A 15443-nucleotide genomic window follows, 5' to 3' on the forward strand; every position below is an offset into this window, starting at 1 on the left:
ATAACTAGTCTGATCAGTGCCTTGCAGGCTGATGGCCAGCCTCCCCAGGGTAGAAAAAAATGTCAGGATAACTACAATAACCGTTTGTTTTTGATGACTTGATGGTCGCCATGTCTGCGTTAGATCCGGTATTTGATACCTCATTTCATAGCCGCCTACTGCATCCCAAATGGTGGGGCAGCTGGTGCGCGCTGGGCCTGCTCTCCCTGCTGGCATTTACCCCCGCGAGATTGAGGGATCGCTTTGCCGATCTGGTTTCGCCGACCCTGCTGCGTTTTTCGAAAAAGCAGGCCTATATCGCCGATACCAACCTCAAGATCTGCTTTCCCGAGCTGGATGCCGCTGCACGGCAGGCGCTGCTGCTCAAATCGATCCGGGTCGGGCTCAAGACCTTTATGGGCTTTGGCGAGCTCAGCTGGCGCAGCAAGGCGCGGCTGACCCGCCGCATCAAGGTCACCGGCTGGGAGCATGTGCAAGCGGAGCAGGCTGCGGGCCGCCCGGTGATCCTAGTGGTGCCTCATACCTGGGCGGTCGACATGATTGGCCGCTACTTCTCCATGATGGGCATTGAGATGTGCACCATGATGAAGAGCCCGAAAGATCAGGTGTTTGACTGGTACATCAACCGCGAGCGGGCCAAAGGAGGCAAGGTGTACGAGCGCAGCGCCGGCATCAAACCGGCGATCAAGTCGATCCGCGCCGGTGCCAGTTTTTTTTACCTGCCGGATCAGGATCACGGCCGCGAGGCGAGCGTGTTTGTACCCTTCTTTGGCCGCCCCAAGGCAACCCTGCCAGCCTTGCCCAAGCTGGTGAAGCTGACCGGTGCCAGAGCGGTGCCCATCTTCGCCAGCTATGACGAGGATGAGGGGCGCTATCTGCTGGAGATCGAGCCGCCGTTTGACCCTTATCCCACCGCCGATCTGCTGGCAGACGTCAATGCCATGAACCGGGTGGTGGAGATGCAGGTGGCACGCCATCCCGAGCAGTACATGTGGTTTCTCAAGATCTTCGAAACCCTGGAGCATCAGGAAGGGGATGACGGCCTCTATGAAGCGGGGATCCAGCGTATTCGTCAGGGCTTGCCGCCCGAACCTTGAAAATTGGCCCGCTTGCGGGCCATTTTTGTTGGCACAGACGCCTTTCGTATTTGGTCTGCTGTTGGTGGTTTTTAAGGCTAACAGGTGGACAAAAACAGCGCAAACAGGGGATAACAGGGTGTCTTATGAAAGGGAGAGGCAGGTGAGCGTGCGCGGAGCTATCTTCGAGAGCGGAAATAGGGTAAAAGGGCGGCCATGAAAATTCCAAATCGAATCCAACCTCTGGTTGATGACGGCCTGGTCGATGAGGTCGTCAGCCGGTTGATGAGCGGCAAAGAGGCCGACGTCTATGTGGTGCGCTGCGGCGACGAGATCCGCTGCGCCAAAGTCTATAAAGAGGCGTCCAAGCGCAGCTTCAAGCAGGCCGTGGTCTATCAGGAGGGGCGCAAGGTGCGTAACAGCCGCAGCGCCCGCGCCATGGAGAAGGGCTCCAAGTACGGTCGCAAGCAGCATGAAGAGGTGTGGCAGAACACCGAGGTCGACGCCCTGTTCAAGCTGGCGGCGGCCGGTGTGCGGGTGCCGCAGCCCTATGTCTGCCTCGATGGCGTCCTCTTGATGGAACTTATCACCGATGAAGATGGCAATGTCGCGCCGCGCCTCAACGATGTGGCACTCACCCCCGAGCAGGCGGTTATTGATCACCACAAGGTGATCCGCTATGTGGTGCGGATGCTCTGCGCCGGTCTTATCCACGGCGATCTCTCCGAGTTCAATGTGCTGGTGGATGAACAGGGCCCCGTCATCATCGACCTGCCCCAGGTGGTGGATGCCGCCGCCAACAACCAGGCCAAGGCGATGCTGGAACGTGACGTCAACAACATGCGCAACTACTACGGTATGTATGCCCCCGAGCTGCTCAAGACCCGTTATGCCCAGGAGATGTGGGCGTTGTTTGAAGATGGCAAACTCACCCCCGAGAGCGAGCTGACAGGTCACTTTGAAGAGAGCCGAGCCGCCATCGATCTCGATTCGGTGCTGCAGGAGATCGAGAGCGCCGAGGAGGAGGCCTATGCCCGTCAGGCCCGGATGAAGGCGGAGCAGGAAGACAGCTACTAACGGTCTTGCCACATTCGCAAAAAGAGCGCCTTCGGGGCGCTCTTTTTATTACTGCTGCGGCTATGGTCGGCTGGGGCAGGGGGCTAGCTGATACATCTCCAGCCAGTTGCGATCCCCCGGATGGAAGTGCCGCCCCAGCAACACGCCACCGGCTGCCGTAATGACCTTGCGGGAGGCCAGATTATCCTGGTCACAGCAGATCAGCACCGGCGCTGCCAGCACCTGTTGTTGTACCCAGCGTAGCAGCACGATCGCGGCCCCTTCGCCACGGTGAGAGGGGCGGGTTTCGTAACCGATATGACCCAGCCACTGGCGGGTTGCCTCATTGTCACCGTGACGAAGACGCAGGGTGGCGATGATCTCCTCGCCATCGAGGGCAAAATAGGTGGTGGTCGGCAGGTATCCACTGGGCAAGTTGCGCCCTTTGGCGTGATCCAGCAGGCTCTGTAGCCAGCCGTCCGGGTCAAATTGTGCCACCTGATAGAGCGGCTGTCCGTCTTTGGCGCATTCGGTGACATAGCGCCGGTAAGCCGGGGCATCTGCCAGCCTGGCCGGTCGGCACTGCAGAGCGAGCGCTGCGCTCATGACAGGAGCGCACAGGGCGGCAGCGGTTGCGGCTCGTTGTGGTGGAGCTCCTGCACGCAGGCCCGTTGCCTTCCAGCCTGTTTGGCGGCGTAAAGAGCCTGATCCGCTCGTAGGTAGGCCGCTTCAAACCCCTCGTCAGGGTGCAGCGAGGTGAGGCCGATGCTGAGGCTGATGGGGCCACCGGCCAGCGCCCGGGTCGCCTCGGCGATCTGCTGTTGCAGACTGTGGCAGTAGTCGGGCAGGGTCTGCGGGTCCGCCATCAGCAGCAGGGCCAGCTCATCGCCACCAAGCCGACCGGCCATGCCCTCGGAAGGCAGGGTATTGGCGATCACCCGACCCACGGCCCGCAGCATGGCATCACCGGCGGGGTGGCCGTGGCGGTCGTTGATCTGCTTGAAGTTGTCCAGATCGATCAGCAGCAGCTGGCTAGGGCTAGCCATCTTGCGGGCACGCAGGGCAACCTGGCGTTCGAAATAGTGGCGGCTGAACAGGCCAGTCAGCTCGTCCTGATTGGCGCGCCGCTCCAGCTTGCGCTGGGTGACCAGCAGGGCTTGCTGTTGGCGGGTGTGGACCAGGCTCAGCAGCAGATAACTGCGGGCGATGGTAAAGAGCAGGCTGAGCAGGATCACAGGCCCGAGCAGCGGGTCGGTGAAGGAGTTGGCCGCCAGCTCCGGCTGCCAGAGATGTTTGGCGATCCGCAGCAGTTGTAACAGCAGTTGCAGGCCGAGCAGCAGAATGGCAAAGCGCAGCACCCGATAGACGGGGGCCAGCCGCTGGTAGCGCCAGAGCTGCCAGATAAGCAGCGCAATCTGCAGCGAGAGCACGCCGGAGAGCACGATGATCCGGCTGTGCACATCAAAGAGGGGTTGCTGCAGGGCGGTCAGGGCAAACAGGACGAAACCGCCGAGGGTAACGGCGGGCAGCAGCCAGCCCAGTTGGTCGGCTTCACGGCGAAAGAAGTGGCGCATACCCCGTTCACAGAGCAGGGTGGTCGACATCAACAGCAGGTTGGTGCAGAGAATATTGGCAAGGGATGCATTTCCCTCAAGGGGGCGCAGCAGCAGGCAGCAAAAAGCCCCCGCGATAACCAGTTCCCCCGCTGACCAGTAGATCAATGCCCTGATCTGGCGATGGGTGTGCCACATGGCGGCGAAAATGGTGGCGACCCCCACATGTGACAGCGTGACGAACAGCACCAGACTCAACAACTGGGCCGAGGAAAACAGACTTGGCATCAAGGGGCTCTCTGGGAAGTCACCTGTGAACGAACAGGCGATGGGGTATCGCCCGCTGGCAGTGGCCGATCACAACATGAATCCAACCTATTATCAATGGGTTAAATGGCCGAATGTGCTCACCTCCGACTTCTTGCAGGATGGCGACTGCTGACTCGATTTATCAGCGCACAAGGAGCCATTTTATTGTCTTGTCAGTCAATTTCGCTGCGTGAAAGGTGGTTGTGTTGGCGGCAGGCAGGTCGGGCAGCAACTTGCTCGCCTCCTCACAGGTAAACACTGGGGGATGATCAATACGCTGGTAGGGGATAGCCAGCTGATCCAGCAGGGAATAGATTGCCACAAAGACTCCTTTTGTCGGCGAAGAGTGGTCAGAACGGGATGGGCGGGAATAACGACCGGATCGAGCTTACCAGTTTGACTCCCGCCTCGCAGCCTGCGTGACGATTGCGAGCAGGCACTGTATGAACGTACAATAGTCCCATTCTCGGACAGCTCCTTTACGCTTCATGACTGCAACCCAGCCCACCGTACCCGCCACTCCGCCCCTCGACGGTTTTATCCTGACCCGCCACGGTCGGGACGTACGCGGTCGTAACGGGCAGCCTGCTACCACCGAAATCGTGATGTGGCTCTGGAGCGCGCAGGGGCCGGTGCGAGTGGTGGTGCCGGGGCAGGAGCCGGTGTTCTTTTTGCCACAGAACCACATGGCAGAAGCCGCCGAGCTGTTCAAGGGGGCCGGGGTGAGCGGGCGGTTTCGCCGCCTGCCGATGCACACCTTCGACGGTCGCCCTGTGGTGGGTTGCTATTTCACCACCCTGAGCGCCTTTCACCGCGCCATCGAGCTGCTGCTCATTCGCGGACTGGAGCACTTCGAGGCGGATATCCGGCTGCCGGAGCGGTTTCTGATGGAGCGTTTCATCACCGCTGGCGTGCGCTTCGATGGCCGGGCGGTAAAAAAGGGGGGCAAGCAGGGCTACTGGGAGGTGAACGAGGCGCGCTGCGCGCCGCAGGCGGTGACACCGACCCTCTCCTGGGTGTCGCTGGATGTGGAGTGCGCCATGGACGGGGCCCTCTTCTCGGTCGGTCTTTACAGCGAACAGGATGCGCGGGTCATCATGATCGGCACCCCGGAGGCGGATGCCGAGAGCTGGAGCACCCAGGTCCAGTGGGTAGAGGACGAGAGCGCCCTGCTGAGTGCGCTGGAGAGCTGGTTCAGCCTGCATGACCCCGATCTGGTCATCGGCTGGAACGTGGTTAATTTTGATTTTCGCCTGCTGCTACGCCGCGCCGAGCTTAACAAGCGGCGGCTGCGGCTCGGGCGAGGTCGTGAGCTCTGCTTCTGGCGCTCGTCACGGGGCGATCCCCAAACCGGCAACGTCATCATTCCCGGACGCATGGTGCTCGATGGCATCGATACCCTCAAAAGCGCCACCTGGCAGTTTGCCAGCTACAGCCTGGATGCGGTGGCGAGCGAACTGCTTGGCCGTGGCAAGGATATCGAGGATGTGGCCAATCGGGGGGAGAAGATCACCGAGCTGTTCCACTCCGACAAGGAGGCGCTGGCTCGCTATAACCTGGAAGATTGCAAGCTGGTGTGGGAGATCTTCGACTACTGCCACCTTATCCCCTTTGCCATCGAGCGCGCTTCCCTCACCGGTCTTGAGCTGGACAGGGTGGGGGGCTCGGTGGCGGCCTTTACCAACCTCTATCTGCCGCGGCTCCATCGTGGCGGCTACGTGGCCCCCAATCTGCCGGCCGACGGGGGGCTGGCAAGCCCCGGCGGCTATGTGATGGACTCCAAACCCGGTCTCTATCGCCATGTGCTGGTACTCGATTTCAAGAGCCTCTATCCCAGCATCATCCGCACCTTCTGCATCGACCCCATGGGACTTATCGAAGGGCTGCAGCATCCCGAGCACGCCATTCCGGGCTTTCGCGGCGCCATGTTCTCCCGCGAGCGGCATTTCTTGCCGGATCTCATCGCCACCCTCTGGGCGGCGAGGGACAGAGCCAAGGCGGCCAGCAACAAGGCACTCTCCCAGGCCATCAAGATCATCATGAACTCCTTCTACGGCGTGCTGGGGTCGGGGGGCTGCCGTTTCTATGATCCGCGCCTAGCCTCATCTATCACCCTGCGTGGCCACAGCATCATGCAGCAGACCCGCGAGTGGATTGAAGAGAAGGGGTTCGAGGTGATCTATGGCGATACCGACTCCACCTTTGTACATCTGGGGCGCGAGACCAGCCCCGATGAGGCGGATGAGATCGGCCAGCGACTGGCTCAAATGATCAACGATAACTGGGCTGCACTGATCAGGCGCGAGTTCGATCTGCCGAGTTATCTCGAGATCCAGTACGAGACCCACTATCGCCGCTTTCTGATGCCCACCATCCGCGGCTTGGAGAAGGGGAGCAAGAAGCGCTATGCGGGGCTGGTTGGCAAGGCCAGTGAGGGGAGTGAACAGCTGGTATTCAAGGGGCTCGAATCGGTGCGCACCGACTGGACCATGCTGGCCAAGCAATTCCAGACCCGCCTCTATGAGCTGGTGTTTCACGATGAAGATCCCAGCGGTTATGTGCGCACCATGGTCGATGAGACCCGCGCCGGTCGTCACGACGATCTGCTCATCTACCGCAAACGGCTGCGCCAGAAGCTCGAAGAGTATCAGAAGAATGTGCCGCCCCATGTGCGGGCGGCGCGGCTGGCCGATGAGGAGAACCTGCGCCGCGGGCTGCCCCAGCGCTATCAGCATCGGGGCGCCATCGCCTATCTGATGACCCTCAATGGCCCCGAGCCGCTGGAATACAGGCGCAGTGCCATCGATTACGAACACTATATCGACAAGCAGTTGCGGCCCATTGCCGACGCCATCCTGCCCTTTATCGGCGAGTCGTTCGACCGGATCTGCGGCCAGCAGCTGGATCTTTTCTGATTGCTGCAAGTTGGCACTTTACTTCTCATGAGTACTGGATAAAAATACAGTTATAAATCATGGAGAAGTTTCCTATGCGTCTTGAAATCATCATCGACAGAAAACATCAGATCCCGACCTCGACCATGGAGGCGCTGCGTCAGGAGCTGCTCAAGCAGCTTGGCGAAAAATTCCCCGACATCCATGTGCGGGTCGCGCCAGGCAGTGCCATGGCTCTGACCGTCAGCCGTGCCAGCAAGGAAGACAAAGAGCTGGCCGAAGCCATGGTGCAGGAGGTGTGGGAGAACGCCGACAGCTGGATGCCGGAAGAGAACGTCGCCTCCTGATCCCCATGGTCAGTGGATAATTCTGGGCGGTGGATAAATGGGTAGCTGAAAAACGGGCATGCCCGCGAATGATCCGCCGATCCCCGGACAACAAAAAACGCAGCCAGGTGGCTGCGTTTTTTGTGGGTGGTGAGAGGCTCGCGGTGGCTTGTCTGGCTCTGGGTTGAGCCATGCCCGTTACAACCCCGCCCAGCTTTTCAGGCTCTGCTGCTGCACCCGGCGGTTGGCTTCGCGGATCTCCCCTTTGGCACGCAGATCGGCCAGTGCGATAGGCAGTGCGGCGCGGATCTCGTCACTGCTCATTCCGGCTTTGAGGGCCGGGTGATAGGCCATCTTGAGCAGCACATAGTCCAGCCCGGTCAAAAAGCTGTCGATGCTGTTGTCATTGAAGATGGAGGGAAACACCTTGTCCGAGTCGTTGGGCAGCCCCATCACCTGAGTGAACTCCTCCACCACGCAGTCGAGAAAGCGTCCCTTGGCCCGGCTGTAGTCTACCGGAATGATGATGGTGGCACGGCTGATCTCGTGTTTCGCATTGGTTGCGAAGTTGGCAAGGCAGAGCCCCTCCTTGAGCGCCATCTTGACCGATGGATCCCCCCCCATGGTGCGGTTGGCCCAGCTCTTCATCTTGCTGTAGTCGGTCATGATCAGGGTGAGGTTGGGCTTTGCGGCCACCATGCTGATGGAGTGGCCGGTGATGCGGGCCAGATGGGCCGCCTGTACCTTCACCACGTCGGCCTGCAGCGGCTTGTCACCCGACTCGTTGATAAGTTGCAGCCGGATCGGCTGCTGCCAGCGGGCAAAACGGGTCTGCCTGGCTTCGCCATACTCCCGCTCCATGGCGATGGCCATAAAGCTCTCGGTGAGATAGCTGTCGCTCTGCCAGCGCTCATCGGCACGGGCGCTGTGGCCCGCGAGCAAAAGCAGCAGCGCCAGCAGCCCGCGTGACGCGCGGCGGGGATGGGCTGCGCGGCCCATGTTGGCCATTACCAAAGTGGCAATAAAGTGCGTGGCACCAAAGGGGATGGCGGCAAATGACATGTTTCCTCCCTGAAACGGTTGTCAGCCTAGCGGTTGGCCTTGTCGATATCACGCCAGGTGAGCCAAAGCCTGAGATCAAACTCCAGTTGATGATAGTCGGACTCCATGTGCTGGCAGAGCTGGTAGAAGCTCTTGTTGTGATCCTTCTCTTTGATATGGGCCAGCTCGTGCACCACGATCATTTTCAGGAACGGGGGCGGCGCCTCCTTGAACAGGGCGGCGATGCGGATCTCGTTCTTGGCCTTGAGCTTGCTGCCCTGTACCCGGCTGACGTAGGTGTGCAGGCCGAGGGCATCCTTGATCACGTTGATCTTGCCATCGAACACCACCTTTGACAGGGGCGCCGAGCTCTTGAGGTAGCGGTTCTTCAGCTCCATGGTGTAGGCGAGCAGCGCCTTGTCGCTCTGGATCTGGTGGCTTTCCGGATAGCGTTTGGCCAGCATCTCCCCCAGCTTGCCTGCCGCAATCAGCTGCTGTACCTGTGCCTTGAGAGGGTCGGGATAGCCGCCCAGATAAGTCAGTTCCGCCATGGTGTTACTCGTTACATCAAAAAGAGCGTCATTGTAGTTATCTCGGGCGGGCTTGCCTACTGCGGGCCGATGCTGCAAGGGGCTCTGGCGCAATAAAAAGGGCGGCCATTGCAACAATGGCCGCCCTGCGGGGCGTATTGACGATCAGCGTCGGCGATAGAGACCCGGATCCACCTCTTCATAGTGGCTGGTCAGGTATTGATAGAAGGCGAGATGGGAAGGCGAGCTGGGTTTTTTCAGCTCCTCGCTCACCCGATCCGGCTTGGCGATGATGAACTTCGGATTCTGGCGCTGGATATCGGCCAGCACTCGCTCGCGCACGTCATAGGGCGGATTGACGTTGGCAAAGAAGAGGTAGGCGGACGCTGGCTGGCGATCGGTCCAGAGATAATATTGCGGTTGGATGCCATCGACCCAGATCTTGTCGCTCGGACTGGTCTCGGCCTTGATGCGATCGACCCGTACCTGCGCCGCCGGATTGAAGGGGCGACCCCTGAGAGTCCCTTCCCAGGCGTTGTTGATCATCAGCAGCAGCATGGCCAGCGTTGCGAGCCAGGGGGTAGCACTGCGCACATCCCAGGCGCGCCAGAGGGGGATGAGGATCAGCACCGGCAGCGCCCACAGCAGGCTGGTGCCGAGCACCTCGTTGACCCGTTCGAGGGACCACTCCTTGGTGCTCCAGCCAAAGGCGAGCTGCTGGGCCAGCAGCCAGCTGGCAGTGAGTACCACCAGCGAGATGCAGAGCAGGCCGATCGCATCAGCCTGTTGTTCGCTGCGATCCAGCAATACCGCCAGCGGCAGCACCGCCAGTTGCAGATAGAGCACGTCGTAGTGATCGAACACATGTCCGGAGACCGAGTTGGCGATCAGGGTAAACAGCACCCCAAACAGGGTCGCCAGCAGGGCTGGCAGATACCACTCCTGACGGCGGCTCAGCATCAGAATGATGAAGGCGGGCAGCAGCATGATAAGGCCTGTGCGCAGCAGGCCGACGGCGCCCACCATGGGGGAGAAGCCATTGCCGTAGCTCCCTTCGAAGAAGATGTCGAAGGCGTAGTATTTGAAGGCCGCCAGCAGATCATGCTGCTGGAAGTAGGCGTAAAGCGGGCCGCCAATCAGCGCCAGACCGAGTAGGCTGGAGATGAGCAGCAAGATGGCGTCACGCCACTTCTCGTGCAGGCACCAGTGGCAGAACAGCACCAGATACCAGGCGCCCCAGAAGGCGCCGTTGTTGGTGCGCATCCAGGCGACGATGGCGAAGGTAAGGGCCGCCACCAGTGCCGGCCACCAGCGAAATCCCTTGTCCAGCAGCAGGGTAATGAAGGCCCACTGGGCGATGAGGGCGAGGTGGAAGGTCCAGTCCTCGGTCATGTTGCCGTAGTAGTAACGGGTGCCGTAGAGAGCCAGCACCGCCAGCATGGCGCCGAGGCGTGCCTTGAACGAGAGTCCGAGCTGGGCAAAGGCCTGCCAGCTGGCCAGCAGTCCGAGCCAGCAGAGCACCCACTCCAGTGCCCAGATCCCGACAAATCCCCCCATTCCATAGCCCAGCGCATCGAGGGCGAAGATCATCGGCCCCTTGATGTCGATCATGTCGCGATAGAGCACACCCCCTTCGCTCCACATCTTGCCCATCACCGCGAACAGCGAGGCATCAAAGCCTGGCGCCATGGCATGGAAGAGCGGGTTGCGCAGACAGAAGAGCAGCGCCAGCAGGGCGGTCAGCAGCACGATGGTTGGCTTGATACCCGGGTTGACGCGAGGGGGAGTGAAACGGATGGAGTGATTCATGAAGTCGCCTGTTCCTGCAGCTGGTCTTGAAAGCGGGCCTATCTTGCCGAGCTAGTGAGTGCGATGCAATGGGGCAGGCCCGTGTGGGGCAAATATTCTCGAAAAAGCCCGGTTCTTGCAGGGAACCGGGCGCTGGCTGCGGCAATATTGGCCGTCAGGGGGGATGTGGCAACAGCCATCCCCCCCTTTACCTCAATTGATGTACTCAATCAGGGGCGGCTGCGCTTCCAGCGCGGGCAGATGACGGGCCCAGCGGATAAAAGCGTCGGCCAGGGTGATGCCGAGCTCCTGATTGTGCTGGGTCAGGGTCCGCGCCAGTGCGGTGTAACCCTCCTTGCCGGAGGCGGTATAGGCGCTCGACACTCCGCGATAGATCTGTTCGGCATTGACCGCTTGCCACTGGCCGGGAGCGGCTTCCCACTCCAGTCGGGTGATGCGCTGGCCCTTGGGCCGATCGGCCTGATAGGTGAATCGCACCCCCGCGGTGTAGGGGAAGCTGCCATTGCCATTGCCATTGCCGGCCACGCCGTTGTTGGTGGCGTTGTCGATGGCATTTTCCAGCGCCTCCGCCAACTCGTGACCGTGCACCCGATAGAGGGTGAGGGGAATGGCAAACGGCAGCAGGCGACCGGCGATATCCGCTTCGCTCAGGGGGCCCGGCTCCAGTGAGCAGCGCACGCCGCCAGCATTGTGCAGGGCAAAGTCCACCTCGCCGACCTGTTCACGGGCGGCGGTCAGCATGGCGCGGGCCACCAGCGGGGCGAGCTGGCTGCCGTGGGGCAGGGTGGCATCCGGCAGCCGCTGATGGGGCAGTGGCGCCGCCAGCCGGGTGACGATGCGCTGGCTCATGGTTTCAATCTCCGGCCGATAGCGTTTGGCCAGATGTTGTTCAAGCTGTGGATCCGGCTCACAGAAGGTGAGCCCGACAGGTGGCGTGGAGGCAAACGGCCAGGGCTGCCAGGGGAGCCACTCCAGCTGCCCCTGACTTTGCACGACGCGGCCCGCCTCATCGAAGGTGAGCTCACAGACACCGAGGCAGAGGGCGCTGTGGCCAGCGTGCAGGATAGCCACCCCGTTGTTCATCAGCGGATAGCTGCCTTCGCTTGGCAGACCCAGCGGCGCGAGATCGCCGAGCAGGCTGTGGGTATGGCCGCCAATGATGAGACTGAGCTCGGGGAAGCGCTCGGCCAGCAGCTTGTCCTGATCCAGCCCGAGGTGGCTCAGCAGCACGATATGCTGGATCCCTTCGCGCTTGATCTCCCGCAGCACCCGGGTGAGGGTGTCGGCGACCGCGTGGAAACGGGTGTGGGGATCCGGGTTGGCGATGGCAGCCATCTGGGCGAGGGTGATGCCGAGCAGCGCAAAGGGAACCCCGTCGATCACCTGACGATGCCAGGGCTGATGGGCGTCGTAGAGGTGGGGAATATCCCACAGCCCAAGCGGCGTGTCGGCTGGCTCCTGACTGTTGTCCAGATTGGCGGCCAGCACCGGAAAATCGAGCTGGCGCAAGAACTCCACCAGCGGGCCATTGCCCAGATCGAATTCGTGGTTGCCAAGTACCATGGCATCGGGGGCCAGCATGGCGAGCAGGTCGGCGTTGGCGCGCCCTTTGAAGCGGTTGAAATAGAGAGAGCCCTGAAAGGAGTCGCCACCGTGCAGAAACAGAAAACGCTGGCCAGCTGCTGCGGCTTTTGCACGCAGTTGGGTCAGTCGGGTCAGGATCCGGGCATAACCGCCGCACTGGGTGCGCCATTGGCCTTCACCGACAGGGGAGAAGCTCATGGGCGCGCCATCGAAGTGGGAGTGGCAATCACTGAAATGGGCAAGTTGAACCGTAATACTCATCTCGGTCCTCCTTAGGGGGAAAATGAGCACCGAGTCTACTGCAAAGGGGGGGGAGGATACCAGCCCGGCAGGGTGCCGGGCTGGTCAGCGATCAGGCGGGTACCATGATCTGGGTGGCGACGATCACCACCAGCAGGCCGACGGCGACCGGCATACTGGTGCGCTTGACCACCTCGAACGGCGAGAGCTTGCCCATCCCGGCACAGGCGACCACCACCCCGGAGACCGGAGAAATGGTGCGACCCAGGTTGGAGGCTTGCAGCATGGGAATCACCAGATAGGCCGGGTTGATGCCAAGGCTGCTGGCCAGATTGGGGATCAGCTCCACGAAGGCATAGAAGGGGGCATTGCCCGAGCCCGTGGTGAAGGCGGCCAGGGTGGTGATCACCACCAGTGACAGCATCATGATCAGGCCGCCCGAGCCGAGATCCTGCGCGTGAGCCAGCAGGGTGTCGATAAAGCCGATGGTCATCAGACCTTGGGCGAAGACACCGGCACCGACCAGCAGCATGACCACACCGGCAAAGGCGTCAGCCATGTTGCGCCAGCAGACCTGCAGACCGTCCAGCAGCTCCTTGCCATTGCGGATACGCACGAGTTCCAGCAGGCTGGCCAACACCATGCACATGACGATGATGGTGACGATATCCAGTTGCGGGCCCCATTTGCCGTCAAACACCAGTACCCCGATGATGGGGGTAAAGGGCAGGATGGCGTAGAAAGCGGGGGCGGTAGTCACCAGGTCACCCGGGGCGACCGGCTCGTTGTGCTCACCGGATTTTTGATCAAGGTAGCGCTGCCAGAAGAAGTGGGTCACCGCCATGCAGGCGATCGCCACCAGCGAGATGGGCAGGGTCAGCTTGAAGGCAAAATCCAGCAGCGGCATGTTGGCGGCCTGGGCGGCCATCACCACGTCACCGGAGGTCGGTGCCAGAATGATGGCGGCTGGCGAGGCGCACACGGCCGCAGCCGCGCCACGGGAGATCCCCATGTTGACCATCAGCGGGAACAGGGTAGCCATCAACAGCACGCCGAGGCCGGTGGCGGAGCTCACCGCAAGCGACATGGCGCAGGCTACCAGATAGGCAGCCACCAGCAAGATATAAGGGGACTTGATGATGCCAAGCGGTTTGCTGGCCAGCTTGACCAGAATGGTGTTGGCGCCGATATGGCTCATGTAGCCGGCGAAGCCGCACAGCACCATGATCAGCATCCCCAGTCCACCGCCACGGTCATTGAGCAGGAAGCGGACGTATTCGAAGATATCGGTTGCGATATAACCGGTGCTGACCACCTTGCTCGGCAGTACCGGCTTGCCCATCATGGCGGTGATGACCAGCAGCAGCAAGCCGCCGCTCAGCAGCACCCCGGTCGCGGAGTATCCTTTGAAAATGGCACGGCCCACCACCAGGGTGACCAGGGTGCCAACGATGAGTTCCAGCATATGTTGCCTTCTGATTGGATGAGAATGGAGGGAGTCTATTCCGATAGGGGTAGAGTGGCGACTGGAAACAGGATGTTGTGTGAGCTAAATCAACGTTTAACCCCATGAACAGAATTAAAGAAAGGTAAAGGTACTTTACCCAGCGGGTTTGGCTACCTACCCTTGCCAGCCTTGGTTGTCTTTTGAGGCTTTTATATGGTGGTTGGTGATTTTTCAGGCATTAAACGCTCTGTTTTCCTGCTTGCGATGCTATTTTCACCTACTTGCGTGTTTGCAGTAACCAATGACGGTTTTCATCAAACCGGTCCTCATCAGGCGGTCGCCATGCGGCGTCTCATGGCTCCTCACTCTTACGGCGTACTGGTGGTTGCCGAGGGGAACAGACCCCGTTTTGCCGCGCTGGCATCCAAAACCACCGAAGCAAACTGCCTGGCCCGTCATGCCATCCGGGTAGATGGGGTCGCGCTGCTGGTCACTCCGAGATTCTATGCCAAAGAGGGAAAACGGGGACTTTGCGAGCTGTGGCTCAATGAGGGGGCAGATCAGGACTTTTTTGCCAACCGTCTTAAAAATGATCATTTTATTCAGATAGATGGTCATGACATCAATGTGAAAAACTATCACCTCGACTGGCAGCGCATCAGCCGTCATGCTCAATAAAAATACAGTTTTGGCCTTGTGCCATACTCTGCTCACGCAACCTGTGAGCGTGCTCTGATTTCTGGGCGCATCATTGTATTGCGCCGCCTCGTCGTCACACATAGGCTATACCCGTCATCTGTGTGGCGGTGGGGTTCACCAAGGTTGGTACTCCGCCCGTGCAATCAAGGAAGGTAGTCTGGCATGGTCAGCAAGGTTTATGGAGTAGTGGGGGTCGGGTTGTTGCTGTTGCCCCTGATGAGTCAGGCTCAGCCGAGCCGGCCGCAAGTGGTGCCAGAGTCCCGCATCAATGTCCGTTTTTATGAGGTCAATGCAACCAGTCCGGAGCAGCTTGCCCGGGCGATTACCCAGAGTGCTCCCAAGGTGAATGGCAAGCCAGTGCTCGGCAAGGCGAGTTATCAGGTGGACTGGCAGCTGGATACCGAGCAGTTGCCGGGGCGCTGCCAGCTCAACCGGGTGACGGTGACCACCAACGCCACCGTGTTGCTGCCCCGCTGGCGTCAGAGCGCGAACAGTAACGATCCTGCCCGCCAGCGCTGGGGGCGTCTGCTCTCCAGCATGTTTGACTACGAATCCCGCTTCAAGGAGATGGTGCTGCAGGGGGCCAATCAGGTGGGTGGCGCCATTGCGGGATTACCCGGTCATGCAGATTGTCAGGCGCTGCGCTATGCCGCGTGGGCAGCAGGCAGTGGCGAGCTGAACAAGATTAAGGGACGGCTCGACGGATTCCAGCGTCAGACAGGTTACGGCGAACAGCTTGGGGTGCACTGGCCCAAGTGAGCGCTATCTCAAGACGCAATATCCAGCATCGCACGATTTGATAAACAGAATGGCCGCCCGATGGGCGGCCATTCTGTTTGTTTGCAGAGTCCGGTTCAGACCAGCGCTTTGCCTTTGAGC

At 60.5% G+C, this 15443-nt stretch carries 14 protein-coding genes and 1 pseudogene; 7 read left to right on the forward strand and 8 right to left on the reverse strand.

What is annotated here, in order from left to right; all coding sequences use genetic code 11:
* Positions 1 to 101: 101 nt before the first annotated feature.
* The gene (locus tag AB5Y82_RS02430) at positions 102 to 1097 is read left to right on the forward strand and encodes a lipid A biosynthesis acyltransferase (protein WP_005360998.1); all 996 of its coding nucleotides are present in this window, start codon (positions 102 to 104) and stop codon (positions 1095 to 1097) included.
* Positions 1098 to 1292: 195 nt separating this feature from the next.
* Positions 1293 to 2153 (forward strand): PA4780 family RIO1-like protein kinase, encoded by an 861-nt coding sequence (locus AB5Y82_RS02435; protein WP_005352386.1) that lies wholly within the window; start codon positions 1293 to 1295, stop codon positions 2151 to 2153.
* A gap of 60 nt (positions 2154 to 2213) precedes the next feature.
* Here AB5Y82_RS02435 and AB5Y82_RS02440 read toward each other — a convergent pair whose 3' ends face one another.
* Both AB5Y82_RS02440 and AB5Y82_RS02445 read right to left on the reverse strand, forming a co-directional pair.
* Positions 2214 to 2738 carry a GNAT family N-acetyltransferase gene (locus AB5Y82_RS02440; protein ID WP_118853765.1) on the reverse strand — a complete coding sequence of 175 codons (525 nt, stop codon included), beginning with the start codon at positions 2736 to 2738 and terminating at the stop codon, positions 2214 to 2216.
* Positions 2735 to 3973 (reverse strand): GGDEF domain-containing protein, encoded by a 1239-nt coding sequence (locus tag AB5Y82_RS02445; RefSeq protein ID WP_368173606.1) that lies wholly within the window; start codon positions 3971 to 3973, stop codon positions 2735 to 2737. The genes AB5Y82_RS02440 and AB5Y82_RS02445 overlap by 4 nt, the downstream gene beginning before the upstream one ends.
* Before the next feature lie 25 nt (positions 3974 to 3998).
* Between AB5Y82_RS02445 and AB5Y82_RS02450 the strand changes: the two genes are divergently transcribed.
* Positions 3999 to 4127, forward strand: a complete 129-nt coding sequence (locus AB5Y82_RS02450) for a hypothetical protein (RefSeq protein ID WP_265176784.1) — start codon at positions 3999 to 4001, stop codon at positions 4125 to 4127.
* 69 nt (positions 4128 to 4196) lie between these two features.
* Here the strand turns inward: AB5Y82_RS02450 and AB5Y82_RS02455 are convergent.
* Positions 4197 to 4316, reverse strand: a pseudogene (locus AB5Y82_RS02455) (prolyl-tRNA synthetase associated domain-containing protein); the annotation flags it as partial.
* 166 nt (positions 4317 to 4482) lie between these two features.
* Between AB5Y82_RS02455 and AB5Y82_RS02460 the strand changes: the two are divergent.
* Both AB5Y82_RS02460 and AB5Y82_RS02465 read left to right on the forward strand, forming a co-directional pair.
* Positions 4483 to 6909 (forward strand): DNA polymerase II, encoded by a 2427-nt coding sequence (locus tag AB5Y82_RS02460; RefSeq protein ID WP_159143794.1) that lies wholly within the window; start codon positions 4483 to 4485, stop codon positions 6907 to 6909.
* 74 nt (positions 6910 to 6983) lie between these two features.
* Positions 6984 to 7235, forward strand: coding sequence for a DinI family protein (locus AB5Y82_RS02465; RefSeq protein WP_005352362.1), 252 nt, complete (start codon positions 6984 to 6986; stop codon positions 7233 to 7235).
* Between the two features lie 177 nt (positions 7236 to 7412).
* On the opposite strand, the gene AB5Y82_RS02470 is transcribed toward AB5Y82_RS02465, so the two are convergent.
* From AB5Y82_RS02470 to dcuC, 5 genes are all read right to left on the reverse strand, one after another.
* Positions 7413 to 8276 (reverse strand): DUF2927 domain-containing protein, encoded by an 864-nt coding sequence (locus AB5Y82_RS02470; protein ID WP_111900122.1) that lies wholly within the window; start codon positions 8274 to 8276, stop codon positions 7413 to 7415.
* A gap of 26 nt (positions 8277 to 8302) precedes the next feature.
* Positions 8303 to 8806 (reverse strand): M48 family metallopeptidase, encoded by a 504-nt coding sequence (locus tag AB5Y82_RS02475; RefSeq protein ID WP_111900123.1) that lies wholly within the window; start codon positions 8804 to 8806, stop codon positions 8303 to 8305.
* A 144-nt stretch (positions 8807 to 8950) separates the two neighbouring features.
* The gene (locus AB5Y82_RS02480) at positions 8951 to 10594 is read right to left on the reverse strand and encodes a hypothetical protein (protein WP_111900124.1); all 1644 of its coding nucleotides are present in this window, start codon (positions 10592 to 10594) and stop codon (positions 8951 to 8953) included.
* 192 nt (positions 10595 to 10786) lie between these two features.
* On the reverse strand, positions 10787 to 12439 hold the full coding sequence (locus AB5Y82_RS02485) for a bifunctional UDP-sugar hydrolase/5'-nucleotidase (protein WP_111900125.1): 1653 nt from the start codon (positions 12437 to 12439) through the stop codon (positions 10787 to 10789).
* A gap of 91 nt (positions 12440 to 12530) precedes the next feature.
* The gene (gene dcuC, locus AB5Y82_RS02490; protein ID WP_005336914.1) at positions 12531 to 13883 is read right to left on the reverse strand and encodes an anaerobic C4-dicarboxylate transporter DcuC; all 1353 of its coding nucleotides are present in this window, start codon (positions 13881 to 13883) and stop codon (positions 12531 to 12533) included.
* Positions 13884 to 14078: 195 nt separating this feature from the next.
* Here dcuC and AB5Y82_RS02495 point away from each other — a divergent pair, with 195 nt between their 5' ends.
* Together AB5Y82_RS02495 and AB5Y82_RS02500 are read left to right on the forward strand one after the other, a co-directional pair.
* Complete coding sequence (locus tag AB5Y82_RS02495) at positions 14079 to 14543, forward strand: hypothetical protein (protein WP_111900126.1); 465 nt, start codon at positions 14079 to 14081, stop codon at positions 14541 to 14543.
* Between the two features lie 183 nt (positions 14544 to 14726).
* Positions 14727 to 15323, forward strand: a complete 597-nt coding sequence (locus AB5Y82_RS02500) for a DUF922 domain-containing protein (RefSeq protein WP_111900127.1) — start codon at positions 14727 to 14729, stop codon at positions 15321 to 15323.
* Positions 15324 to 15443: the final 120 nt, after the last annotated feature.

Source organism: Aeromonas sp. s13 (genome assembly GCF_040907905.1).
Lineage (GTDB): Bacteria > Pseudomonadota > Gammaproteobacteria > Enterobacterales > Aeromonadaceae > Aeromonas > Aeromonas veronii.